Origin of the sequence: Flavobacterium aquariorum, from assembly GCF_003254745.1 — a bacterium.
Lineage (GTDB): Bacteria > Bacteroidota > Bacteroidia > Flavobacteriales > Flavobacteriaceae > Flavobacterium > Flavobacterium aquariorum.
In genome coordinates, this window is record NZ_QKXH01000008.1 from 53,122 (window position 1) to 76,327 (window position 23,206).

26 protein-coding genes are annotated in these 23,206 nt (G+C 30.5%); 21 read left to right on the top strand and 5 right to left on the bottom strand.

Translation table 11 applies throughout. The annotated features are described in order from the left end of the window. Positions 1–137: 137 nt before the first annotated feature. The 4 genes from DOS84_RS12995 to DOS84_RS13010 all read left to right on the top strand — a co-directional run bounded on the left by DOS84_RS12995 (position 138) and on the right by DOS84_RS13010 (position 3,133). Positions 138–701, top strand: a complete 564-nt coding sequence (locus tag DOS84_RS12995; RefSeq protein ID WP_111410553.1) for a tyrosine-type recombinase/integrase — start codon at positions 138–140, stop codon at positions 699–701. A 13-nt stretch (positions 702–714) separates the two neighbouring features. Beyond that, positions 715–1,614 carry an FRG domain-containing protein gene (locus tag DOS84_RS13000; RefSeq protein WP_165830437.1) on the top strand — a complete coding sequence of 300 codons (900 nt, stop codon included), beginning with the start codon at positions 715–717 and terminating at the stop codon, positions 1,612–1,614. Further along, on the top strand, positions 1,596–2,375 hold the full coding sequence (locus tag DOS84_RS13005) for a potassium channel family protein (RefSeq protein WP_111410555.1): 780 nt from the start codon (positions 1,596–1,598) through the stop codon (positions 2,373–2,375). The genes DOS84_RS13000 and DOS84_RS13005 overlap by 19 nt, the downstream gene beginning before the upstream one ends. A gap of 146 nt (positions 2,376–2,521) precedes the next feature. Then, positions 2,522–3,133, top strand: coding sequence for a hypothetical protein (locus DOS84_RS13010; RefSeq protein ID WP_111410556.1), 612 nt, complete (start codon positions 2,522–2,524; stop codon positions 3,131–3,133). Positions 3,134–3,138: 5 nt separating this feature from the next. Here DOS84_RS13010 and DOS84_RS13015 read toward each other — a convergent pair whose 3' ends face one another. The 5 genes from DOS84_RS13015 to DOS84_RS13035 all read right to left on the bottom strand — a co-directional run bounded on the left by DOS84_RS13015 (position 3,139) and on the right by DOS84_RS13035 (position 8,459). Beyond that, complete coding sequence (locus DOS84_RS13015; RefSeq protein WP_124020646.1) at positions 3,139–3,834, bottom strand: hypothetical protein; 696 nt, start codon at positions 3,832–3,834, stop codon at positions 3,139–3,141. 122 nt (positions 3,835–3,956) lie between these two features. Continuing rightward, on the bottom strand, positions 3,957–5,216 hold the full coding sequence (locus DOS84_RS13020) for a phage integrase SAM-like domain-containing protein (protein WP_111410558.1): 1,260 nt from the start codon (positions 5,214–5,216) through the stop codon (positions 3,957–3,959). 154 nt (positions 5,217–5,370) lie between these two features. Continuing rightward, complete coding sequence (locus tag DOS84_RS13025) at positions 5,371–6,930, bottom strand: recombinase family protein (RefSeq protein WP_111410559.1); 1,560 nt, start codon at positions 6,928–6,930, stop codon at positions 5,371–5,373. A gap of 297 nt (positions 6,931–7,227) precedes the next feature. Beyond that, positions 7,228–7,584, bottom strand: coding sequence for a hypothetical protein (locus DOS84_RS13030; protein ID WP_111410560.1), 357 nt, complete (start codon positions 7,582–7,584; stop codon positions 7,228–7,230). 5 nt (positions 7,585–7,589) lie between these two features. After that, positions 7,590–8,459 (bottom strand): hypothetical protein, encoded by an 870-nt coding sequence (locus DOS84_RS13035; protein WP_111410561.1) that lies wholly within the window; start codon positions 8,457–8,459, stop codon positions 7,590–7,592. A 171-nt stretch (positions 8,460–8,630) separates the two neighbouring features. Between DOS84_RS13035 and DOS84_RS13040 the strand changes: the two genes are divergently transcribed. The 17 genes from DOS84_RS13040 to DOS84_RS13120 all read left to right on the top strand — a co-directional run bounded on the left by DOS84_RS13040 (position 8,631) and on the right by DOS84_RS13120 (position 23,135). After that, positions 8,631–9,041, top strand: coding sequence for a helix-turn-helix domain-containing protein (locus DOS84_RS13040; protein ID WP_111410562.1), 411 nt, complete (start codon positions 8,631–8,633; stop codon positions 9,039–9,041). A 204-nt stretch (positions 9,042–9,245) separates the two neighbouring features. Beyond that, entirely contained in the window at positions 9,246–10,346 is a 1,101-nt protein-coding gene (locus DOS84_RS13045; protein WP_111410563.1) for an IS3 family transposase, read from the top strand. A gap of 36 nt (positions 10,347–10,382) precedes the next feature. After that, a complete protein-coding gene (locus DOS84_RS13050) occupies positions 10,383–11,540 on the top strand; it encodes an IS3 family transposase (RefSeq protein WP_424320177.1) in 1,158 nt (385 codons plus the stop codon). A 263-nt stretch (positions 11,541–11,803) separates the two neighbouring features. Next, positions 11,804–12,061, top strand: coding sequence for a hypothetical protein (locus tag DOS84_RS13055; RefSeq protein ID WP_111410565.1), 258 nt, complete (start codon positions 11,804–11,806; stop codon positions 12,059–12,061). A gap of 642 nt (positions 12,062–12,703) precedes the next feature. Beyond that, the gene (locus DOS84_RS13060) at positions 12,704–13,096 is read left to right on the top strand and encodes a plasmid mobilization protein (protein ID WP_341537934.1); all 393 of its coding nucleotides are present in this window, start codon (positions 12,704–12,706) and stop codon (positions 13,094–13,096) included. After that, complete coding sequence (locus DOS84_RS13065) at positions 13,081–14,355, top strand: relaxase/mobilization nuclease domain-containing protein (protein ID WP_111410567.1); 1,275 nt, start codon at positions 13,081–13,083, stop codon at positions 14,353–14,355. The genes DOS84_RS13060 and DOS84_RS13065 overlap by 16 nt, the downstream gene beginning before the upstream one ends. A gap of 224 nt (positions 14,356–14,579) precedes the next feature. Beyond that, positions 14,580–16,148, top strand: a complete 1,569-nt coding sequence (locus DOS84_RS13070; protein ID WP_111410568.1) for a type I restriction-modification system subunit M — start codon at positions 14,580–14,582, stop codon at positions 16,146–16,148. Continuing rightward, entirely contained in the window at positions 16,132–16,626 is a 495-nt protein-coding gene (locus tag DOS84_RS13075) for an HAD family hydrolase (protein ID WP_111410569.1), read from the top strand. Before DOS84_RS13070 ends, DOS84_RS13075 begins: the two co-directional genes overlap by 17 nt. Beyond that, positions 16,524–17,399, top strand: coding sequence for a restriction endonuclease subunit S (locus DOS84_RS13080; RefSeq protein ID WP_111410570.1), 876 nt, complete (start codon positions 16,524–16,526; stop codon positions 17,397–17,399). Before DOS84_RS13075 ends, DOS84_RS13080 begins: the two co-directional genes overlap by 103 nt. Further along, the gene (locus tag DOS84_RS13085) at positions 17,399–18,145 is read left to right on the top strand and encodes an abortive infection family protein (protein ID WP_111410571.1); all 747 of its coding nucleotides are present in this window, start codon (positions 17,399–17,401) and stop codon (positions 18,143–18,145) included. The genes DOS84_RS13080 and DOS84_RS13085 overlap by 1 nt, the downstream gene beginning before the upstream one ends. 46 nt (positions 18,146–18,191) lie before the next feature. After that, entirely contained in the window at positions 18,192–19,355 is a 1,164-nt protein-coding gene (locus DOS84_RS13090) for a toll/interleukin-1 receptor domain-containing protein (RefSeq protein WP_111410572.1), read from the top strand. After that, positions 19,352–19,933, top strand: a complete 582-nt coding sequence (locus DOS84_RS13095) for an SLOG domain-containing protein (protein WP_111410573.1) — start codon at positions 19,352–19,354, stop codon at positions 19,931–19,933. Before DOS84_RS13090 ends, DOS84_RS13095 begins: the two co-directional genes overlap by 4 nt. A 3-nt stretch (positions 19,934–19,936) precedes the next feature. Further along, a complete protein-coding gene (locus DOS84_RS13100; RefSeq protein WP_111410574.1) occupies positions 19,937–20,398 on the top strand; it encodes a TIR domain-containing protein in 462 nt (153 codons plus the stop codon). Between the two features lie 5 nt (positions 20,399–20,403). Further along, the gene (locus tag DOS84_RS13105) at positions 20,404–21,099 is read left to right on the top strand and encodes a TIR domain-containing protein (RefSeq protein WP_111410575.1); all 696 of its coding nucleotides are present in this window, start codon (positions 20,404–20,406) and stop codon (positions 21,097–21,099) included. Between the two features lie 5 nt (positions 21,100–21,104). Further along, positions 21,105–21,686 (top strand): toll/interleukin-1 receptor domain-containing protein, encoded by a 582-nt coding sequence (locus tag DOS84_RS13110; RefSeq protein ID WP_111410576.1) that lies wholly within the window; start codon positions 21,105–21,107, stop codon positions 21,684–21,686. 1 nt (position 21,687) lies between these two features. Beyond that, positions 21,688–22,371 carry a transmembrane 268 family protein gene (locus DOS84_RS13115; protein ID WP_111410577.1) on the top strand — a complete coding sequence of 228 codons (684 nt, stop codon included), beginning with the start codon at positions 21,688–21,690 and terminating at the stop codon, positions 22,369–22,371. A gap of 2 nt (positions 22,372–22,373) precedes the next feature. Beyond that, the gene (locus DOS84_RS13120; RefSeq protein WP_111410578.1) at positions 22,374–23,135 is read left to right on the top strand and encodes a hypothetical protein; all 762 of its coding nucleotides are present in this window, start codon (positions 22,374–22,376) and stop codon (positions 23,133–23,135) included. The last annotated feature ends 71 nt before the right edge of the window (positions 23,136–23,206 follow it).

The following is a 23,206-nucleotide window of genomic DNA, read 5'->3' on the forward strand; positions in this document are numbered from 1 at the left end:
TTTTGGCTAAACCCTTGCTAATAAAGGGCTAACAGTCTTTTGACGAATTTTACAATCAAAAAAGTTTCACTTTTGATTAATTTTAGTTGTTTTTGAAACTTTTAATATTATCTTTACAGTAATAAATAATTACAGTCATGAGCCTTAAAAATTCAATTACTACTAGCGACTATCTAAATTTTGATTCAACATTGAACAAAGCAATGAAAATCATCAAAACTGAAAAAAACTATAAATTAGGATTTTTAGTAGTTTTTGGCATAAATGCAGGATTGAGAATTTCTGACATTCTGAAATTGAAATTTGAAGATTTAGAAAACGATTCAATTTCTTTAGTAGAATCTAAGACCAATAAGAAGCGAGTAATTAGATTAAACGATAACATCAAGAACGCTTACGAAGTTCTTAAAACAAGAACAGATGAAAGAAGTGGCTATATTTTTACTTCAAACCAATCAACAGTAATAACGGTACAATATGTAAACCGTAAACTAAAAGAAATGTTTGCTACTAAAAACGTTGCAATTAGCAGTCACTCACTCAGAAAGACGTTTGGTCGCCAAGTTTGGGCTAATAATGGAGAAAGTGATAAAGCCCTTTTATACCTTAGTGAATTATTCAATCACTCATCACAAGCGATAACAAAAAGGTACTTAGGAATTAGACAAGAGGAATTGGATGATATATACATGAGTTTATAATATGAAATTAAATATGATACCAGAACTAATCGCTAAATATCAAAATTCAAAAATAACTTCAATCAATGACTTGAAGCCAATAATAAGTGAAATACAAAATTTAAGAATTTACTTTGATATTATGGAAAATTATCGAGGTCATAGTTTAGAAAGTTATCAATTAAATTCTGGTTTAGCTAGATATAACAAAACACCTTCAGAATTAAGTAAAATAGAAAATGATATTTATAATAAATTTTATAAGTTAATAAAAACTAAAAAGGATTACATAAGAGAACCTTTCACTCAAGATTATGAAGGTTATGAATTAAAAAATAAGTGGTATTCATTGTTTCAAGCACAACATATTGGTTTATTAACAAGATTAATGGATTGGTCAATAGACTGGAGAGTAGCATTAATGTTTGCCGTTGAAAATGAAAACTATTTTAAAAAAAATGGTACTTTAACTATTTTTTTAGTCCCTGGAGATTTGCTTTATCATGATAGAAAAATAAAGGAAGTGTCTTCGAAAACAGACCCTTTTACCAATTCAATTGACATGATGATAAATACACCTGTATATATGTTGGATGATAAATTTGATTATATTGGAGAAAAAAGAATTGGCAGACAAAATGGACGGTTTTGGGTTCAAAGCATTGAAAAAAGTGTTATTCCACTAAATGAGCAAGAGGAATATAAACCTCTACTTCTTAACTTAATTATTGATGGCGAATCAAAAGAAAAAATAAAAGCTGAACTTGAAACTATGGGTTACAAAATAGATTGGCATTATTACAGAAAAGATGAGGATGTAGATGATGAAATCAAATTAATTAATAAAGTACATTTATCAAAAAATTGGCTTTATACTTTATTATATCGAATACTAATGTTAAAAAAATATATAAAATGGCAGAAAAAAAAATAACTACATATTATTTAGCTCTTATAACTTTTTTAGATATACTTTTTAAAGGTCAACCGAAAGCAAGACTAAAAAAAAAATTAATTCCAGCATATAAAAACAATAGTTTAAATATTATGCGAATATGGAAGAATAAAAAATATAATGATTTTGGTACTGAAAGATTCATTAGGTTATTTCTAGCCATATCTCAATTTATATTTCCAGGATTACTAGTGAGACATGTCTCTGGCAAATATGGATTACTCAGTAGAAAATTATACGTTGAATTATATGTAATAATAAAAATACTAATACCCATTCTGATTTTCAAACTAGATTTAACTTCAAATGCCTTTATGACAGCTATCATATTTTATCTAATGATAGAAACAGTTCTTTATTTGGCAACTCTTATTTATTTATCGAATGAATTTGCAGAACCAGTTTCATATAGGCGTTCTTTAACTTTCTTATTCTTAAATTTCATTGAAATTGTACTCTATTTTGCCGTAATATATTCTTACTTCAATAATCATTATTCAAATTTTTTAAACAAAAAATTTGTGACACATACGGACGCAATTTATTTTAGTTTTGTAACATCATCAACCTTGGGATATGGTGATTATTTTCCTACCAGTATCCTTGCTAAAAGATTTATTATATTTCAAATTATTCTATTTTTTATTTTTGTCGGATTATTTTTGAATTTCTTCGCTTCTCGGATTCAGAACCCCACATATTACAATGCGGGACTATCCAAAAATAAAAAGCAACAATAATTAATGTCTTGTGGATGTAGTATTTAATTTTTCAGATACAATTGGGTTACAAATATATGAGGCAAACACTACAAACCTCAATTGAATGAGTCACTGTTTTTCATTCAAGTACTTTTAGTACATAGGTATATTAAAAAATTAATAAAATGAAAACTCAAGTATCTATCAAACAAATAATTATTGATTTTATTTATATCGGTAAGCAATTAAAAGAACTTTTCACAAACAGAGAAGATTACAAACCCATCATTGAATTTTTATTGGCCAAAGATTATCTAAATGAAGATTTAAATATTCCTTATCCTAAACTAAAAGATGTTGAATCGGCTACTGGACTAAAGCCCTATACCTTAAGGAAAATTTTATTAAAAATGCATTCTGAAATTTTCACTTATGAACGCAAATTAAACTTAAGTTTCAAAAAAGTTATTTATCATTTTTACATTAGATACTTTGATTATAGATGCCAATTTACAGTTGATTATTTAACCCATTTACCAAGAATTGGTGACAGCATAAGTGTACCCTTTGTTAGTGCTTTGATACCAATTAATTATTTCTATGTTGAAGATATAGAACACGAACTTGAAAACAACACTCAAATAATTATTATAACCTTGTGCGTTGGTAAATATAATGAATACTACAGCTACATGAAAGATAGAGCTTTAGAATTAAGAGAAATTAGCTTCAGAGAGAGTTATGAATTAAGTGAAGATAAAATTAAAGAAATCATTTATTCAAAACATCATCGATAAATCATTTATTTTTTCTTCAAATCAAACCCGATGTTTATAAGTTGGTCATCTACAATTTCTACATTTTTTTCAGAATTCAGAGGATTGTGCCTACTGTCTGTATCTTTACTCAATATAGAATTAAGCAATGGCTGTACTGAAACAACTTTAGCTCCAATGATTCTACTCAAAACTTTAGCCATACTATTTCTAGAAGTATTAAATGGTTTTTTGTTTTTTAAGAGTTCAATAATACCGAGCCTTTCCAAATAAATCACCTTCATAGCAATAGAAATACTACCAGTTTCTACGATTTCTTCCTCATCGCCCTCCTCTTCTAATTTTTTTTCTTCCTCAATCTCTTTATCAGTTTTAACTTTCAAATAAGTATTTTGAGCATAATCATAGTAATATCCTATTTGGAGTCTTTTTTTAGCATTTTCTATGTTTATTAAATCTTCTATTTCGTTTATGAAATCCTTTGTTATATCTAATGCTTCTTCAAGGTATTCGTAATCAAAAGCACTCGAAAAAGACAATTCAAATTCCTCTAAATAATTTTCAAAATCTTCGTTTAATAGCACATCTCCAAAAATAACATCAATATCTTCTTGCTCATATTCTTTTGACTCTGATAATTTATTCTTTAATCTTTCCATGTAAAAAATAAAAAAATCTCTTTTTAATTGATACAATAAATATTCATCTAAATTATTTGTCAATTCATATATTTTTCGAATTCTTGAAAAAGAAGACACGCTATTAATATTCTCATAAAACAATTTCAACTCGGTATCCGTCATAAATTTTGATTGTTAATTTTTATAATGAAGGTAAAAACAATTTACTTATCCGCTAATCTACTAAAATATTCTAACATTTGATGTGCATTATCATAGGTGGTTTTTCCTATATAAGATAAGAACATACGCTCAGTACTATGTGCCGTAATATTCATTAAAATAGGAGTCGGAATCCTTCCGTAAAAATTGGTTGCAAAAGAACGTCTGCAGATATGGCTACTAATAGCTTCATGTTTTGGAGAAACTTTAATCACACTAGGTTCTCCCTGCGTTTCTTTCTTTCTCCACTTTGTTGGAGTGTTCAACTCTGCTTCTTTACATACATCTTTAATATACTCATTGAAACGAGAAAGAGAAATCTTATAAGGCATTCCGCTTTCTATTATTTCGATTGCTTTTGGTAGCAATGGAATAGCGACTAATTTTCCAGTTTTTTGTTGTTTTAATTCAATGATTTTAGCACCAGAAATTTCTTTTATATTGTTTTCAGTAATACTTAACAAGTCACCAGCACGTTGACCAATTAAACATCCCAACAACAACCATTTTCTAGCATTTATCAACGCTTCTCTAGTAAGCACAGCCTTTTTAATAGATTCCTGCTCCATTTCACTTAAAACTATAATATCCTGAGGCTCTCTACTTTCAGATACGCCCTTGAAATTCTTAACTTGTGTTGAGGTTTCAATATCATTCTTAAAAGCATCTCGGCACACTGTTCTAAAATTAGCAATATTCTTTCCAACATAATTAGTAGAATAACCTTTGCCAAACATCCACATTTTATATTTTTCAAGAAATTGCAAATTTACTTCTTTGACCAAAATACTTTTACCCTTCAAAGCCTCAACTTCATATTTTAAAATTGTATTCTTGAAAAGTTTTAAATTCTGAATACGTCCCTTACTCAATCCAAGCTCTTTCTTTTGATTTTGCTTGAAAGGTGCTTCATCGATATACTTTTGTATGTAGTTAGTCAAAACATCCAATTCAACAACAGGCGTTTTTTTGTTAAACACGTCAATTTGAAGTTGTAGCCACTCACCAGTAAATTCAATTCCAGCACTTACACCGTCATTGTATCTGTCATTTATGAATATAGAAAGCTTATCCAGTTTGGACTTCAAGTTTTTAAGTGCATCAGTTTTCTGAACTGGTTGTGATAAAGTTTCGCTCCAATATTTTGAATCAATGACATGACCTGACTTTCTCCATAATACATTTTTTCTGTCAATGGAATAACGAATATAAATCTGAGAATTTTCACTTTTACTTTGCAGTAGATATTTTAAAGTAGCCATAATTTCACATTACTAGTTTGATTCAGCAAATATAGCTATAAATTCAAATTTACTTAACATCTACTTAACCAAACCGATATTTAATTACTTTTTAATACGCTTAGATACGCAAATAAACACAATAAACCCAATAAAAATAGGGTATTAGAAAATATTAAAAAATAAAGAAACTGATGGACTTTGTCCCCACCGTGGTCACTTGATGGGACAAAGAAGAAATATCCTTCTTGGTCCCGTTTTTATTTGGGTCTAGTTCGTTGTTAATTATATAAACAATCTTCACAACTTCATTTATCCTAGCGGTTCGAAACTCATTTTCCTGAATTGTAAAATTTTCGGGGAAAATCGAACCAATCAAATCTCTAGATTTCATTAAATCTTCGGTATTCCAGCATTTGTCAAGCTTTAGGAGGTTTTTGATGCCAACTTTAAGTAAATCATTTAAATCTATCTGATTTTCATTTAAAGCAGACAATTTTAAATCCAATCTATTTATTTTAACATCATAATCCTCTTTCATTTCAATATAATCTTTTACCCCTAATTGTTGAGAAGCCAAAAGATCCCTAATGTATGAAAGTCGCTTCTCGTATTCTTTAAGCTCTGAAATTACTCTTTGTTTTTCCTCTTGACTTTCTTTTGTGTTTTCTTTGAAACACTCATTCATTATTCGAACATAGAGTTTTACAAATTCAACTTTAGGAATATAGATATTCAAATTCTCCAAAAAAATATTATTTGCCGTTATTGAACTTATACGATAAGTACAACCCTTACGGCAGTGGTAATAAGAGTAGTAATTGTTTCTCCCTTTAGAAATACTAGCAGTTAACATATTCTCGCATTTAGGACACTTAAAAAAGCCTCTCAAAGGAAATGGTTCGTTGGTCACTACTTTTGTTCTAAAGTTCTTTCTTCGACCATCAAGAACATCCTGCACAAGATAAAAGAGTGTTTGTGGTACTAATGGTTCGTGTGTGCCAATAACAAAACGCTTTTCTTCATCTTTATACTTTGGAATTAAAATCTTTCCGCAATAAAGCGGATTACGAATCAATCTCCAAAAATTATTCTTACTTGCTTTGAGTCCTTTTTTCTTGGCTTGAAGATAGACTTGTTCCGTATTAAAAACACCTTTGGATATTTCATGGAAAGCCCATTTGATAATACTTGCCTCTGGTTCATCAAAAGCAATATACTTTTTACCATCCTCAGTTATTTTATTTACATAACCAGAAGGAGCCAGCCCCATATATCGACCTTCTTTCCTTGCTCTTCTCATGCCATGAAAAGTATTTAAGGCTCTTCTATCATTCTCAACTTCGGGAGCTGCAAGATAAAATGCCAGCATCATTTTATTCTCAGGAATGGCAAGATCCAAAGGCTGTTCTATTGCCTGTGGCTCTACCCCTAACTTTCTTAATATGCTTATCATCTGATACGCATCACCAGCATTTCTGCTAAATCGATCCCATTTGGTAAAAAGTACTAAATCAGACTTGTTTTTCAACTTTTTCAAATTAATCAATAGTTTTTTCCATTGTGGTCTATTGAATGTCTTTGCTGAATGATCTTCGTAAATAATATCCCTTATCTCAATTGCATGTATCTCACAGTACTTTACGAGCATTTCTTCTTGATTTCTTTGGGAATATCCCCTGTCCGCCTGTTCGTCTGTACTTACTCTCACATATAGGTCTGCTATCTTTCTCATCTTTTTGATTTAAATAGTTGGAAATTGTTAGGTTTGCTAGTTTTCTTAAAAACTCCAAGATTAATCCTGCTTGGTCAAGTGTTACATCTACATTCTCTTTTTTTAGCATTTTTACAGCTTGCTCCGCTGTTAATTTTCCTCTTTCATTCTCATCATCATTTCTCATTTGTAAAGTCCCCTCCATTAAAAAAAGACCATCACTGGTCTTTTTTGTTCAACAATCATCTATCGCTATAAAGATAAGATCTTGATTTGTAACGATCATAAGCAAAATATATCTATGATAGCTGTGGATTGTTATTGCTTGGAAATATTTTCGTCTTCATTTTCACAACCTGCAGGAAACAATATGCTGATTTCATTTAAAAGTTCAAATTCATCAATTGGAAATAACTGCAAGGCAATCCCCAAAATAAGCCCGACATCTATCGACCTGTTTTCTATTGTAATGGGAAGTTCAGCACTATCATGATCCAGAGCTACAATACATAACCTCATCAGGTTTCTTATTACTGAGGCAAGCTCATAATAATCATATACTTTAATTTCAGCAGTGTGCATCCTGTTTTTATTGTCAACTGGTCTCAAAGTGCTGAGACAACTGACCGTTAATCTTTTAATAGTCTCTAATTTGTTAATTTCATTTGTTTCCATGACCTTTATTTATTTACATTGGTTTGACCTTCTACACTCTCTATTTGCTCTGCTTTCCCAAGTTCTTTCCGCATGAGTTCATCCGCCTGATTTTTAAATTTACAGCATCTTTCTTCCAGTAGCTCATAGTACAAATAATCAACATCATTAGCTTTACTAAAACGCAGGGTATTTGGCTGTTGTTTAAGTAGCTTAAACAAGGATTGATCTTGCTTGGTTTTGTGAGGAAAAAAATCTGTTGTCATTGTGGTGAAATACGCGCAAAGATTAAATAAATGCTCTAATGAAAAATAATTGGGGGTGTATCCCATAAAAACACGAATCAAAGCCAAACAAGTTTGTTCCACTATTTGATGAAGACCACACATTTTTACTTCAACTGAGGAACTAATATCATCATCATTATAAACCCAGTTCCAAATGGTGGAAATAGTATTCTTCCTATTTGCTACATAAAGCGAGGTGGATTTTGGATTTCTTTTTGGAATTCCATCAATAATCAGATATGGAGGTTTGTTTGCATCTTGAAATAATAAGTCGGCGTTTTGCATAATGTTCCAAAAAAAGTACTTCTGGTCGTCGCACAATTTTTTAAGACTCTGCATTTGATGTATAAGCAGTGTAGTAGTTATACGTCCTTGCGTTTTTATTTTTATTTTATCACAAATATCATTGGTCGCATTTTCTATGGTTTCTTCTGCAAGAACTAAGAGATACAAATGAATATACTCCTCTTGTTTAACAGATTCCTGAAAAGGAGTATAGAAAAGCTGGGTTTGCCTCTTTTCTCCAAAACAGTAAATCCCGTTAGTACTGATGCTTCCAATAATAACTTTACTAATTATTTGTAATTCTTTGTTGTCAATTGCTTTCATAATTTTGCTTATTTAATTAATACTTCTCTGAAAAATTGTATTTTTGTTTAATACACAGCAAGTAAGCAATAGATTGTACCGTACCGAACTATTCGAAATTGTAACCCACAAAAGCAAGCTTGTTTTTTACCAAAGCCTTTTTTTTAAACGAATTTTAAATATCTTTGAGCTATGGACACAGCAACAAAACCAAAACATATTGGCAGAAATATCAGCCGAATTAGAGAGCTTAGAGGAATGAAACAAGAAGCCCTTGCTACTGCAATTGGAGTAAGCCAGCAATCCGTTTCTAACATTGAGGGAAGCGAAACAGTTGACGAAGAAAAACTACAGGCAATTGCTGAAGTTTTAGGAGTTACTGCTGATGGCATAAAAAATTATAGTGACGAAGCTGTATTTAATATTATTGGGAATACTGTAAATAATCATGACAATGCATCTTTTTTTCAATACCAGCCAACATTCAATCCTTTAGATAAATTGGTTGATGCTTATGAAGAAAACAAAAAACTATACGAACGATTAGTTCAAGCCGAGAAAGAAAAAGTCGAATATTTGGAAAAATTACTAAAAGGAAAATAACCTTTATATAAATAATAAAAGATAATGATATACCCAGTATACCATTATCTTTTATTTATCTTTTATTATTTATAATACGAGTTAGTTATTCAATTCATTAAAGTTTATGCATTCACTACACATTAAATAAACTACAAATTATTTATGTATCTATGTGATTTATATTTTTTAAATTCACTTAAAAGAGAATCTGAACTTTAAGAAATGGAGAAACGTAAAATTTATGACCGTAATTTTAAAGTAAAAGCAATCCAATTGGGTTCCGAAAGAGGTGTGAGAAAAGCTTCCAGAGAACTTGATATAGCGCCTTCACTTATAACTATATGGCGACAGGAGCTGCTTAAATATGGCACTGCGAGTTTTTGCGGAATTGGAAAGTCGAGATTAACCCCTGAAGAAAAAATATTTTCCAAACAAAAAATAAAACTTAAAAGAGAGCTTAAACAATCAGAACTTAAAATTGAAATTTTTAAAAATGGGAGTAAATATGTTTCTCAAGGGAAACTAATGACTTATCATTTTATTGAAAATAATGTAGAAAAATATACACTTGGAAAAATATGCAAAGTTTTTGGAGTAAATAGAAACGCATATATTAAATGGAAAAAGCAAGTAATTTCCCCAACACAACGTCGAACAAATTTATTAAAAGAAGAAATAACTTCCATATTCTTTGAATACAAAGAAATATATGGCAGTGCAAGAATTGCTGCAGAATTACAAAGTCGAGGCTTTACGACAAAACAACGACAAGTTGCTAAGTATATGAAAGAACTAGGTCTCGTTAGCAAGATAAGAAGAAATTATAAAATCAAAACTGTTTCACGTTATAATCGTTGTGCTTTTCCTAATATTTTAAATCAACAATTTACGGTTGAAGAACCTTCTAAAGCTTGGGTCTCAGGGATAACTCGCATCCAAACGAAGAAAAGAGTTTTATTTTTAACCATTATTATGGATTTATTTGACAGGAAAATCATCGGGTGGAGCCTAAGCAATGGATTAACCGTTAAAGAAACTACAATACCAGCTTGGGAAATGGCTGTTCAAAATCGTAAAACAAAAACAGGTTTAATATTTCATTCTGATAGAGGAATTCAGTATTCTAACAATATGCTTTCCAGTAAAATAGACTCTTATAAGTTTATTAGACGAAGTATGAATCGAAAAGGAAATCATTCTGACAATTCTATCTGTGAAAGCTTTTTTACTTCCCTTAAATCTGAACTAGTCGATTTAAATATACTTCTTCCTAAAGAACAAATGGAACAAAAAATATTTGAATATCTTGGAAATCTACATTAAAAAGACATTCTACTATAGATTATCAAACTTCAGACTATGAAAAATTACGAGCCTTCTTTCAAAGAGAATGTAGTTAAATTAAGTTATGAGCGAGGCAAGGGGCAAATTGCAAGTTTTGCAAGAGAATTGGGAATAGCTCCAGATTTCTTGTACAAATGGCGACAAGACTTTGAAAAATTTGGAACAGGGAGTTTTTGCGGATCTGGTCACGTAAAATTAACTCCTGAGCAGGCTGTAATTTTTAACCTTGAAAAGAAAATTAAAGATTCAAAAATTACGCTGGAAATTTTAAAAAAAGGAACCAAATATGTTTCGCAAGGAAAAATAATGACTAAACAATTCATTGAGAACAATAAATCTGAATTTTCGATTCAAAAAATATGTGCCGTATTAGAAGTATCGGAAACTACATATTATAGAAGAAAAAAACAAGAGCTTACAGATACAGAATCTCGAATGATTTTATTAAAACAAGAAATTACATCCATATTTTATGAATTTAAGCAAAGATATGGATGCACCAAAATTACAAAAGAACTTCAAAGCAGAGGATTTAAAATAAAAAACTCGTCAGTAAAATTTTATATGAGAATGTTGGGTTTACGTAGCAAAGTTAAAAGAAATTATAAGGTAACAACTGACTCACATCATAATCACTATGTAGTTCCAAATGTTTTAAATAGAGGATTTACAGTTAATGAGCCTGCTAAAACTTGGGTTTCAGACATAACATATATCCAAACAACCAAAGGCTTTTTATATCTTACCATTGTTATGGATTTATTTGACAGGAAAATCATAGGATGGAGTTTAAGTACCAAAATGAGCACTAAAGCAACAACTTTGCCCGCTTGGGAAATGGCAGTAAATAACAGGAAAATCACTAAAGATTTAATCTTCCATTCTGATAGAGGTATTCAATATGCTAATAAAATTTTCACTAATACATTAGACTCTTATAAGTGTGTTAGACGCAGTATGAGCCGTAAACAAAATCATACTGACAATGCCGTTTCCGAAAGCTTTTTCAGCTCTTTTAAAAAAGAATTAATTAATCGAAACAAACTTCTGCCGAGAAAACAGATGAGAGCCGACGTATACGAATACATTGAAAATTGGTATAATAAAAAGAGAAGACATTCATTTTTAGGTTATAAGACAATCGAAGAATTTGATAAAATTAATTTAATTTGAAAATTTAACATTACTGAAAGTACTACAGCAAAAAATCTTTAATTCTTGTATGATGAATATCTTTGCCAAGTAGATATTTACAACGAAGCTCTTCTAGTGTTACAGTGAATATTTGTTTAATTATATATAAACTATGATAATGATATACTCAGTATACCAGTATACCATTATCTAAATTAATTCAGAAAAAGAGACTCTACAGGGTCTCTTTCTTGTTTAGGAATGTTTTTGATTTATGGTGCACAATAATAAAAACCTACAAAATGAACAAGACTATTAAACTCCGTGTAAAAAAGGAAATTGGCAATAGTGATGAGCTTAAAGTATTAAAATTAAAAGGTGCATTAATTGCCAAAAAGTACACTGAAATTATTCACATTATTGATGAAAATGATGACTTTTACCTTAATTCATTTTCTTCTTCACCAGCCCACAAAAAGGAGGCGGAAGATTTTATACTAGATTATATTTCAAATAATAATCTTACAGGTACTATTACTTTAGTTAGCACAAAGAATTAAATTGTTTTTGACTACCATAATTCCCCCAAGATATCCACAAAAATCTTCCTAAAAGCAGTCAGAATTTTATGGATTTTAAAAGTATATTGTTTTGAAAAAGTACGCTTCTTTTTTTCTATTATTTTTCATTTGCTTTTAAGAAGTGTACACTTTCAAAAGACATTAGAGAATAACTATTTGAGCTTTTTAAAAGTTTAAATAATTCTCTACCCAAAGGAGAAAAAATCAGCCAAGGTATTGGACATCGGCAACTACGTGCGCATAATGACAATCCTCGTTCCTCGTCCTGTCACCCTTCGGGACTTATAGCACTCCGTTTACCTAACTGTCCAATTTCAAATCTGCTTTCTTTTTTTCCTTTTTCTTTGGGAAAGTGATTTAGGCTGTAGCGGTTTTGACTACTTCTTTCCATAAAACACAACTCCTTCAATCCTAGTAGAAATTTAACTACGATAGGATATATCTTTTTTTCATTTATAAATTAGTGTCAGACTTTTAAAAATCTCAAAGATTGCCACGTTCCTGCAATCGGCAAGATGAACGGTTGTTAAACAACCGCCTATCTTGCCACCTATTACCTCGGAACTCGGTGGTGGTGACACTAAAAGGAAGAGAGTTTGAAAACAATAAAAATGAAAGATGATGAAAAGAGAAAATTCAAACAGAACACGCATTGTTGGGTTAAGGTTTACACCCGAAGAATATGCACAGATTGAGCGCAAATTTAGAGCAAGTACCTGCCGAAAATTAAGTGACCATATCAGAAGGCACTTATTTAACAAACCTATTGTGACCACTTATCGAAATCAGTCGTTAGACGATTTTATTGAAGAAACAATTACGCTTACCAATGAACTAAATTCTATTGGAAACAACATTAATCAAATTGCTAAAAAGGTTAATACATTAAAACAAATTCCGGAATTTAAGGAACAGTTACTTCGCTTCGAATTTGAGAAAAAAATACTCTTTAATAAAATGGATGAAGTTAGAAACCATACTCAAAAAATATCAGAGTCATGGTTACAATTATAAAAACAAGTCATTCTATACACAGCATTCTAAATTACAACGAAAACAAAGTTAAAGCAGGAGTTGCTCAATGTATCAGTGCAGTAAATTATCCATTAGAATTAGAAAAATTGAACTTTACGTTAAAACTAAATAGGTTTTTAAAACTGGCAGAACTTAATGAAAATGCAAAACGAAACAGCGTGCATATTTCACTGAATTTTGACCCCTCAGAAAATCATTCTAAAGAAAGACTAATGGCAATTACTGATACCTATATGGAGAAAATAGGCTTCGGAAAACAACCTTATTTGGTGTACCAACATCACGATGCGGGACATCCGCACGTTCATGTGGTTTCAATAAATATCGAAAGGGATGGCAAACGAATTGATCTCCATCATTTAGGAATACGAAAATCAGAACCCGCTAGAAAAGAAATTGAAGAACTCTTTGGACTGGTAAAAGCGGAAGGACGAAAAAAGAAAGAGGAATTTAATTTGAAACCAATTTCAATGGGAAAAGTTCAGTATGGAAAAATTGAGTCAAAAAAAGCCTTAACCAATGTTTTAAACCAGGTGCTCAATGAGTATAAATATTCAAGTCTTCCCGAACTGAATGCGGTGCTGAAACAATATAATATTTTGGCAGATAGTGGTAGTGAGAATTCAAAAATATTTTTGGCAAATGGATTAGTGTACCGAATACTAAACGAACAGGGCAAACCCATTGGCGTTCCAATTAAAGCAAGTGATTTATATTTTAAACCAACTTTGAAGTTTTTAGAGGGAAAATTTAAAGGAAACGAAATTAGAAAAGTATCAGAGAAAACACGAGCAAAAAATGCCATTGATAAGGTTCTGCTAAAAGATCGGGAGATATCCATAAAGGAATTGGCAAAGTTATTGGAAAAAGAAGGCATTCATACTGTCTTTAGAAAAAGTGTCGAAGGTCAATTATATGGCATAACGTATGTTGATCATACTACAAAAAACGTTTTTAATGGCAGTAGCTTAGGTAAACAATACAGTGGAAAAGCCATTGAAGAACGTTGTGGATTAAAAATTGCTGATGAAGAAAAAAGGAATCAGATGTATAAAAAACTTCCTCCTAAAGAATCGTTGATTGATATTCTTCAACATCAAAAAGATACACTTACTATTCAAGATTTGGTAAAAGTACTGGATATGCTCTTGCATACTGAATACTCTTCTGATTACTTACCATACCAATTGAAAAACAAAAAGAGGGGAAAAAGGAGAAAAGGATTGTCGAATAAATAACATCAAATTAATAAAACGCTTGTTATTTCAATCAAAAACAATTGTTTTGTACATAATAACAAACATATTTGAACTCTTGACCTTGAAGCTAACATATTAACTTCTACAATAGGACTAAAAAAGGGAAAATTATTCTCATTTTATGGTTTACCACATTTTTAAAATTATTTTTTTAGATACCTTAGCAAAGAATAAAATCTTACCCTAATAGTTATCATAGAATAATGGCCAAACAAGTTAAAGCAAAGAAAGAAAAAAGCATTGAAGAAACACTTTGGGAATCCGCCAATAAATTAAGAGGAACAGTAGAATCATCTGAATATAAACACGTTGTTTTAGGATTGATTTTCCTAAAATTTGCCAGTGACAAGTTTGAAGAAAGAAGACAAGAATTGATTGCAGAAGGAAAAGAAAAATACCTTGAAATAAAGGAATTCTACAATATGTCGAATATTTTCTTTTTGCCTGAAGAATCCCGTTGGTCGTTTATTATTGCCAATTCCAAACAAAATGATATTGCATTAAAAATTGACACTGCCTTACATACTGTCGAAAAAAACAATCCTGCTCTTAAAGGAGCTTTGCCTGATAATTACTTTTCACGCCTGAATATGGACGTGAGTAAACTGGCAGCTTTATTAGATACCATAAACAATATTGATACTATAAAAGACAAACAGCAAGATATTGTAGGTCGTGTGTATGAATATTTCCTGAGCAAGTTTGCCTTAGCCGAAGGAAAAGGAAAAGGAGAATTCTATACCCCAAAAAGTATTGTTAACTTGATTGCCGAAATGATAGAACCTTACAAAGGCGTGATTTATGATCCTGCTTGTGGTTCAGGTGGTATGTTTGTACAGTCTATTAAATTTATAGAAAACCACCACGGGAACAAAAAAGAAATTTCCATCTACGGACAAGAATACACGGCTACGACTTATAAGCTTGCCAAAATGAACCTTGCCATTCGCGGTATTGCAGCTAATTTGGGCGATGTTCCTGCGGATACCTTTGGACGTGACCAACATCCCGATTTAAAAGCTGATTACATAATGGCTAATCCTCCTTTTAACCAAAAAGATTGGAGAGCCAGTGATGAATTAGTAGATGATCCTCGCTGGAAAGGCTACGATGTGCCAGCAACAAGCAATGCTAATTACGGTTGGATTTTGAATATGGTTGCCAAACTTTCAGATAATGGCGTAGCAGGTTTTATCTTAGCCAATGGCGCACTCTCGGGTGGTGGTGAAGAATATAAAATTCGTAGAAAATTGATCGAAAATGATATTGTAGAGGCTATTGTGATTTTGCCACAAAATATGTTTTACACCACAAATATTAGTGTGACACTTTGGATTTTGAATAAAAACAAAAAAGCCAGAACAGTGCAATTACCTGATGCTACACGAAAGTATCGCAATAGAGAAAGCGAAATTTTGTTTTTAGACTTACGTGAAAAAGGAATTCCTTTTGAAAAGAAATTTACGCAATTTTCAGAAGAGAATATTCTTGAAATTACAGAAGCCTACCACAATTGGCAGACCGATTTATCTGTTTATGAAAATGTTCCTGAGTTCTCTTACTCTGCGACTTTGACAGACCTAATTGCCAAAGATTTTTCTTTAGTGCCGAGTAAATACATCACTTTTGTCAATCGTGATGAAAATATTGATTTTGAAGATAAAATGAAAGACTTACAAAGTGAATTTTCGGAATTATTAAAAGCCGAAGAACAGTCTAAAACCGATTTATTAACCGTATTTGAAGAGTTAGGTTATGGGATCGAATTATAAACCTATTGGGGATTATATCCAATTAGTGGATGAACGCAACAAAGGATTAAAAATAACTTCATTATTGGGACTTAGTATTTCTAAACAATTCATAAAATCAGTTGCGAATACTATTGGCACTGATATGGAGAATTACAAAATTATCCGTAAAAATCACTTTGCTTGTAATACAATGCAAGTTCGTCGTGATAAAAAAATGCCTGTAGCTTTATATTTAGAAGATGCACCTGCAATTATTTCACAAGCGTATCCGATTTTTGAAATCATAAATACAAAAGAATTGCTACCTGAATATTTAATGATGTGGTTTACTCGTTCTGAATTTGACCGTGAAGCTTGCTTTCATGCCGTTGGTGGTGTGAGAGGAAGCTTAGAATGGGAAGATTTCTGTGGAATGAAATTGTGCCTATCCCTTCAGTTGATAAACAACAAGAAATTGTTCGAGAATACAACATCATTCAAAACCGTATTGCCTTAAACAAACAACTCATCACTACACTAGAAGAAACTGCTCAGACTATTTACAAACAATGGTTTGTGGATTTTGAATTTCCTGATGAAAAGGGAAAACCTTATAAAAGTAATGGAGGGAAAATGATTTGGTGCGAAGAATTGGAGAAGGAGATTCCCGTAGGATGGGAATATAACTACTTTGGTAATCTAATAGAAACAATTAATGGATATGCTTTCAAAAGTGAAGATTTTGATCTGAAAGGAATTTACCCAATAATAAAAATTAAAAATATAAAAGCACCATATGTTTATATTCAAAGTGACACACAGTATTATAATAACAAAATTTCTGCCAATCTTCGAAAGCTAACTGCAAATAAAGGAGACATTCTAATTTCGATGACTGGATCGGGAGCAAATCAATTAAATTCAGCAGTAGGTCAAGTCGGTAAGTATTATTATAAAGTAAAAGCATTAATTAATCAAAGGGTTTGTAAGATACTACCAAAGCAAGATTTTTATAATGAATTTATTTTTCAATTTATTTCATCTCAAGACATCCAAACGGAATTATTAAATGGTTCAACAGGTAGTGCTAATCAAGCTAATATTTCTCCTAACCAAATAAAAGATTTAAAAGTTTTGATACCAGATGAAAATACATTGAAAATTTATTCAAAAACAGCATCATCAATTGATAATTTTAAAAGTCTAGAAATGATAGATAAACTAGAAGAATTGAATATCTTATTACTTGCGAAAATGACAAAAGTTGAAACTAAAATAGAGACAGTTTAATGAATGATGAATTAAAATATATTGATTCGTTAACTGATTTTGAACTAGTACAATACTTTCAAGATCATTTAATTTTACGTTCTACTGGAGGTGGTTTTAACGAAGATGCTTTTGTGAAGAGTAGAGATTTATTGATTTCAAATAAATCGATTTCTCATTTATTACCTAAGTGGTTAACAGTAAATAGAACAACGGATCAATTTTGGATGTTTATAAAAGCTCGTTATAGTACCTATCAGGAAAGAAGAGAATTTATTTGGGAAGAATTTAATTCTTTGCTTTCTTATCTTGAAACGGATAAAATATCACCATTAAATGAAACAATCGTTTTTAATGAATCCTATATTCATGCTTTATGGGAAAAAGCCATCGAAAGAAAAGAAAGTGATCCAGAAGGAGCTATTACTGCTGCTAGAACTTTGATTGAAAGTGTACTGAAATATATTCTTGATGAGCAATCAATTTCATACAACGATGGAGCGGATCTACCTGTATTGTATAAAGAAGTTGCAAAATCGTTAAATCTTGCCCCTGAACTTCATAACGAAGGTATCTTTAAACAAATTTTAGGTGGTATTAGTAGTGTTGTTACTGGCTTAGGAGCATTGCGAAATAAATTGGGTGACGCACATGGGAAAAGCAAAACGAATGTAAAACCGAGCGTAAGGCATGGTGAACTTGCTGTAAATTTAGCTGGTTCAATGGCGGTTTTTTTGTTTAAGAGTTATAAAGAAAAAAAAGAGTAATTTTTTAATTAATTATAAATATTATTAAATTAGAAATTAAAAATATATGAAATATAAGTACCAATTAATATTACTAGCCGATAATGAAGCATTATTTGATAAAATTATAGCTTCATTAGCTACGAGGTTTGATGAGTTAAAACTTATTGGTGATCTATTAAAAATTATCACTATGGATAATATCACTGAATATTCAGGTGGTCAACCTGCCTATGTAATATATTCAGGCAATAAAAACAATTTAGATGATGGTGCTTTAGAGGCGCTTAAAAAGCAAAAAATTGATGGAAACACAATTCTTCCACTTTTTATAAATTCATTCGGTGACGAAATGCCTGATGAGTTAAGAAATCAAAATGGATTGCAATTCGATAATAACATAAATAGAATTTGTAATCTTGTTTTAGAAGGATTTGAATTGTTACGAAAGAACAGGAAAATTTTCATTTCATACAAACGAACGGAATCAAGTAATGTCGCAATTCAATTATATGAAGCTTTAGAAAAAAATAATTTTGATGTCTTTCTAGATACTCATTCTATAGATAAAGGAGAAGAATTTCAAGAAGAATTATGGCATAGAATGACAGATTGTGATGTAATTTTAATGTTGAATACAAAGGATTTTTTGGAAAGTGAATGGTGTGGATATGAACTAGAAAAAGCCCATCTTAAAAGAATTGGAATCGTTCATTTAATTTGGCCCGATAATGATTTTCAGAATTTTGCGCAATTAGCACATTCAATAAAATTAACGAACAGTGATTTTGACAAACCACTCTTTAGTGATTTAGCTAAAGGTAGACTAGAAATTGGAAAAGTAACGGAAACAATAGATCTTATAGAAAGTGTTCGAGCGAGAAACTTAGCAGCAAGACAAGATGCTTTAATAACAGAATTTATCGAAGCTGCTAATTATAACAATATTGAAGTAAATTTACAATTTAGTCGATATATTACTGAAAATTTATCAGATGGAAAAAGACGAATTTATATTCCTACTATAGGAGTTCCTCAATCAATTAATTGTTTCAATTCCGAAAAATTAATAGCAAAGATAGAAAAAGGAGAAATCGATTCTATCCATTTAATTTACGATGAAATGTCAATTAGAGACTATTGGCTAGAACATTTAGATTGGCTTAATAAATATCTAAAAATACAAACTATTAAGAAACTGAATTTTAATAAATGGTTTTCTACATTATGAAAAATATATTTTTATCAGCGAGTATACCGTTGCCTGAAAGACATGCGAAGTATTATGAAACAGCCGACATTATCGCAATTAGAGAATCCCTAATTGCATTAACATCAATAGTTTTACCACATCATAGAATCATATGGGGAGGACATCCTTCAATTACTCCCCTAGTTAATTATGTAATGGAAAAAATGAATTTAAATATCCAAGAACATGTAAAACTTTATCAATCTTTATTTTTCAAAGATATTTTCCCAACAGACAATAACAAATTTGAAAATATTGAATTCACAGAAAACATGGGTGATATACATTCGAGTATTCAACGAATGCGAGAACGAATGTTTTCTGAAAATGAATTTGCAGCAGCTGTTTTTATTGGAGGTATGGATGGAATCGAAGTTGAATATAAAATGTTTAAAGAGTTACATCCGGAAGCTTTACTTTTACCTATCGCAAGTACTGGAGCAGCAACAAAAATTGTTTATGATAGTTTACTACCTGAACAATTCAAGGAAGAAAGGCTTCTCAATGATTATGGTTACACTAGTTTATTTCAAAAGTTATTAATTGATAAAATATAGATTATGCCTCGAAAAGTATTTTATAGCTTCCATTTTGACAATGATAATTGGAGGGCTGGTCAAATTAGAAACATTGGTTCAGTTGAAGGCGACAAGCCAGTAAACGGAAATAAATGGGAAGAAGTAAAAAGTAAGAGTGATTCAATTATTCAAGCGTGGATAGATGAGAATCTGAAAGACAAATCCTGTCTAGTTGTTCTAATTGGAGAAAAAACTAGTGAACGTAAATGGGTAAATTATGAAATCAAGAAAGCTTGGGAGTTAGGAAAAGCGGTCTGTGGAATTTATATTCACAAGTTAGAAGACTCTAACGGAAAACAATCTACAAAAGGAAAGAGATTATTAGCAAGCCATATTCCGGTTTTTGAATCAGAGTATTCTTCAAGTAGCTATGTATATGACGACATTAAAAATAATATAACAAATTTGGTTGAAAAAGCGATAACAATTAGAAATCAATATTGAGAAGTATGGGGAAAAATATTTTTGTTTCTTATAAATATGCAGATACTTTGGTTAATTCTTTAAGAAAAAGAGAATTTGCTTACGTCAATGGACAGTTCATTACTAGAGATCGGTTAACTAGAGTAAGAGATTATGTTGATGAACTTCAATCTATTTTAGACGATGAAGATCATATTAATCTAGGAGAAAAGGATGGTGAAAGTTTAAAGGATTTCTCGGAAGGTTATATTCAATCCAGTTTAAAAGACAAAATATATAGAAGTTCTATAACCATCGTTATGATTTCTAAAGGAATGGTAGAAAGATATTCTCCTGAAAAAGATCAATGGATACCTTGGGAAATTTCATATTCCCTTAAAGAAGTTACTAGAAATGATAGAACAAGTCGAATGAATGCAGTTTTAGGAATTGTGCTACCCGATGAAAATAATTCCTATGAATGGTATTATACTGAAAATCCAGCATGCAATTGCACCTCACATCATACCGATAAACTTTTTAATATTTTAAGTAGAAATATGTTTAACATGAAGAATCCAACAGAGTCTTCATGTAATGGCTTGATAATTCATCATGGAGATTTCTCATTTATTAAAACAGTCAAATGGAGTGATTTCAAAAGCTACCCTAACACCTATTTGAACAAAGCTATTGAAATAAGAGAAGCAAAAGATAATTACAATATAACCAAAACTGTATAATAAAAATGAGTTACATAAACGAAAATCAACTTTCTCAATATAGAAATAGAACTAAAACATTCTCTGCTGATAATATTGTAAACTTAAATGAAAACGTATCTAGAGATAAAACAAAACCAATGATTTTTTTGTCTCATAAACATGATGAATTTTCTATGTTACAAGATGTTATAGCTTTTCTCAAACAAGAAGGAGTTGATGTATATGTAGATTGGATGGATAATGATATGCCCGCATATACTAATGGAGCAACCGCAGTTAGATTAAAAAATAAAATAAAATCTGCCGATAAATTTATTTTAGTTGCAACTCCAGATGCCATTAACTCAAAATGGTGTAATTGGGAATTAGGTTTGGGCGATGCAGCTAAGTATATTGAAAGCATTGCATTATTCCCTATCAATAAAGCATCACAATCATTTAGAGGAGCAGAATATTTAAGAATTTATCCTTATATTGATTTTGAAGACGGAAGCAATACATACAAAAATGGTCGTTATATCCCCAAAGGTTACTACGTAAAAACTCCAATTGATGCCGATACTGAAAATGTTTTACCTTTAAAAGAGTGGTTAAAAAGAAAATAATATGGACGATAAAACATTGAAACATTTAGAATTTATACAAAATACGATTAATCGTATGAGTACAAATTCATTTATAATAAAAGGTTGGGCAATCACATTAGTAGGTATCATTTTAGGTTTAAATAAGCTTGAAGGAAATTATATATTTAAAAAATCATTCTATAATTTCCCTATAGAAATGGTAATTGTACTTTTAATCATATTCTTATTTTGGTTTATCAATGCTTATTTTTTACAGCAAGAAAGAAGGTATATATACATTTATTCTAAAACTATAGAACCATTTAATCCAAATTCCCCAGGTTCTAATAATACTTTGATACTTGATATGAATTATAAGAATTACGATACGTCGCCGTCTATTTCAAGTAAACTTTATTATTGTATTTCAGCAGTTAGTGTTTTATGTGCACTTGTATCGTATTTTTTCTTTGATCAGGTAGTATTCAAAATCATTTTTACTGTCGTATTTGTATTAATTTCCTTATTTAATATAACGTATACTTTGCATAATAAATATTTATGTAATTATTGGGCTTGTTTTATGGGACGAACTTTAATTTCAGTTTATGGGACTATGATTGTTTTATTACTATTGGCTAACCATTCAATGTTTAATATCGAATCAAAAATAAAATCTGAAAAAACTGAATGTGAGTGTGTTATTAAAAACAACAGTAAATAAATATGTTTATAGGTTTTGAATTAAAAAATTTAAAAGAAGATAGTTTCAAAGGCTCTTTTAAAAAATATCTACAAATAGGTAAAAAAGATTTTGATGAGTATGAGTTAGAAATAAGTGAAACAATTAAAGAGTTCAGTGATACCGATGGAAGTATTGACGGAAATAAAATGCAATCTGCTTGGTTTCCTAAAATTGATGCTGATATTTTTCTATCGCACTCACATGCTGATAAAGACTTGGTTATTGCATTTGCGGGTTGGTTAAAAAATGTTTTTGATTTAAAAGTATTCGTTGACTCATGCATTTGGGGATATTCCAAAGTTTTGCAAAATATCATCGATGAAAAATACAGCAGAATTGCAGATGGGAAATATCATTATGATAAAGTTCTATACGCTTCTAGTCATGTTCACATGATGCTTAATACGGCATTAATGCAAATGATTGATAATTGCGAATGTATCATATTTCTAAATACACCCAATTCAGTTAAACCGAAAGAAGTTATAAGTAAAGTCATTTCTCCTTGGATTTACTCAGAAATTGGAATGACAAAGCTAATAAAAAGAAAAAAAATCGACGAACATAGAATTAAAAAATTATTTGAAGGAACTAAAACATTCTCACATTTTGAGATTGAATATAATTTAGACACAGACCATTTAACGCAATTAACAATAACTGATTTAAATAATTGGAGAAAAAATTATGCTGGAGCATCAGACAATGCTTTAGATTATTTATATCAATTAAAAATCACCTGATCTAAGTTAAATCTTGAAATTAATAAAATTCACAGAAGTATAACTAGAGAAAACATTTGGCGTTCCTAATT

What these genes read in the sequence shown, in the direction of transcription:
- DOS84_RS12995 (WP_111410553.1), top strand. Translation starts at nt 138, where the DNA reads ATGAGCCTTAAAAATTCAATTACTACTAGCGACTATCTAAATTTTGAT.
- DOS84_RS13000 (WP_165830437.1), top strand. Translation starts at nt 715, where the DNA reads ATGATACCAGAACTAATCGCTAAATATCAAAATTCAAAAATAACTTCA.
- DOS84_RS13005 (WP_111410555.1), top strand. Translation starts at nt 1,596, where the DNA reads ATGGCAGAAAAAAAAATAACTACATATTATTTAGCTCTTATAACTTTT.
- DOS84_RS13010 (WP_111410556.1), top strand. Translation starts at nt 2,522, where the DNA reads ATGAAAACTCAAGTATCTATCAAACAAATAATTATTGATTTTATTTAT.
- DOS84_RS13020 (WP_111410558.1), bottom strand. Translation starts at nt 5,216, where the DNA reads ATGGCTACTTTAAAATATCTACTGCAAAGTAAAAGTGAAAATTCTCAG.
- DOS84_RS13025 (WP_111410559.1), bottom strand. Translation starts at nt 6,930, where the DNA reads ATGAGAAAGATAGCAGACCTATATGTGAGAGTAAGTACAGACGAACAG.
- DOS84_RS13030 (WP_111410560.1), bottom strand. Translation starts at nt 7,584, where the DNA reads ATGGAAACAAATGAAATTAACAAATTAGAGACTATTAAAAGATTAACG.
- DOS84_RS13035 (WP_111410561.1), bottom strand. Translation starts at nt 8,459, where the DNA reads ATGAAAGCAATTGACAACAAAGAATTACAAATAATTAGTAAAGTTATT.
- DOS84_RS13040 (WP_111410562.1), top strand. Translation starts at nt 8,631, where the DNA reads ATGGACACAGCAACAAAACCAAAACATATTGGCAGAAATATCAGCCGA.
- DOS84_RS13045 (WP_111410563.1), top strand. Translation starts at nt 9,246, where the DNA reads ATGGAGAAACGTAAAATTTATGACCGTAATTTTAAAGTAAAAGCAATC.
- DOS84_RS13050 (WP_424320177.1), top strand. Translation starts at nt 10,383, where the DNA reads ATGAAAAATTACGAGCCTTCTTTCAAAGAGAATGTAGTTAAATTAAGT.
- DOS84_RS13055 (WP_111410565.1), top strand. Translation starts at nt 11,804, where the DNA reads ATGAACAAGACTATTAAACTCCGTGTAAAAAAGGAAATTGGCAATAGT.
- DOS84_RS13060 (WP_341537934.1), top strand. Translation starts at nt 12,704, where the DNA reads ATGAAAAGAGAAAATTCAAACAGAACACGCATTGTTGGGTTAAGGTTT.
- DOS84_RS13065 (WP_111410567.1), top strand. Translation starts at nt 13,081, where the DNA reads ATGGTTACAATTATAAAAACAAGTCATTCTATACACAGCATTCTAAAT.
- DOS84_RS13070 (WP_111410568.1), top strand. Translation starts at nt 14,580, where the DNA reads ATGGCCAAACAAGTTAAAGCAAAGAAAGAAAAAAGCATTGAAGAAACA.
- DOS84_RS13075 (WP_111410569.1), top strand. Translation starts at nt 16,132, where the DNA reads ATGGGATCGAATTATAAACCTATTGGGGATTATATCCAATTAGTGGAT.
- DOS84_RS13080 (WP_111410570.1), top strand. Translation starts at nt 16,524, where the DNA reads ATGGGAAGATTTCTGTGGAATGAAATTGTGCCTATCCCTTCAGTTGAT.
- DOS84_RS13085 (WP_111410571.1), top strand. Translation starts at nt 17,399, where the DNA reads ATGAATGATGAATTAAAATATATTGATTCGTTAACTGATTTTGAACTA.
- DOS84_RS13090 (WP_111410572.1), top strand. Translation starts at nt 18,192, where the DNA reads ATGAAATATAAGTACCAATTAATATTACTAGCCGATAATGAAGCATTA.
- DOS84_RS13095 (WP_111410573.1), top strand. Translation starts at nt 19,352, where the DNA reads ATGAAAAATATATTTTTATCAGCGAGTATACCGTTGCCTGAAAGACAT.
- DOS84_RS13100 (WP_111410574.1), top strand. Translation starts at nt 19,937, where the DNA reads ATGCCTCGAAAAGTATTTTATAGCTTCCATTTTGACAATGATAATTGG.
- DOS84_RS13105 (WP_111410575.1), top strand. Translation starts at nt 20,404, where the DNA reads ATGGGGAAAAATATTTTTGTTTCTTATAAATATGCAGATACTTTGGTT.
- DOS84_RS13110 (WP_111410576.1), top strand. Translation starts at nt 21,105, where the DNA reads ATGAGTTACATAAACGAAAATCAACTTTCTCAATATAGAAATAGAACT.
- DOS84_RS13115 (WP_111410577.1), top strand. Translation starts at nt 21,688, where the DNA reads ATGGACGATAAAACATTGAAACATTTAGAATTTATACAAAATACGATT.
- DOS84_RS13120 (WP_111410578.1), top strand. Translation starts at nt 22,374, where the DNA reads ATGTTTATAGGTTTTGAATTAAAAAATTTAAAAGAAGATAGTTTCAAA.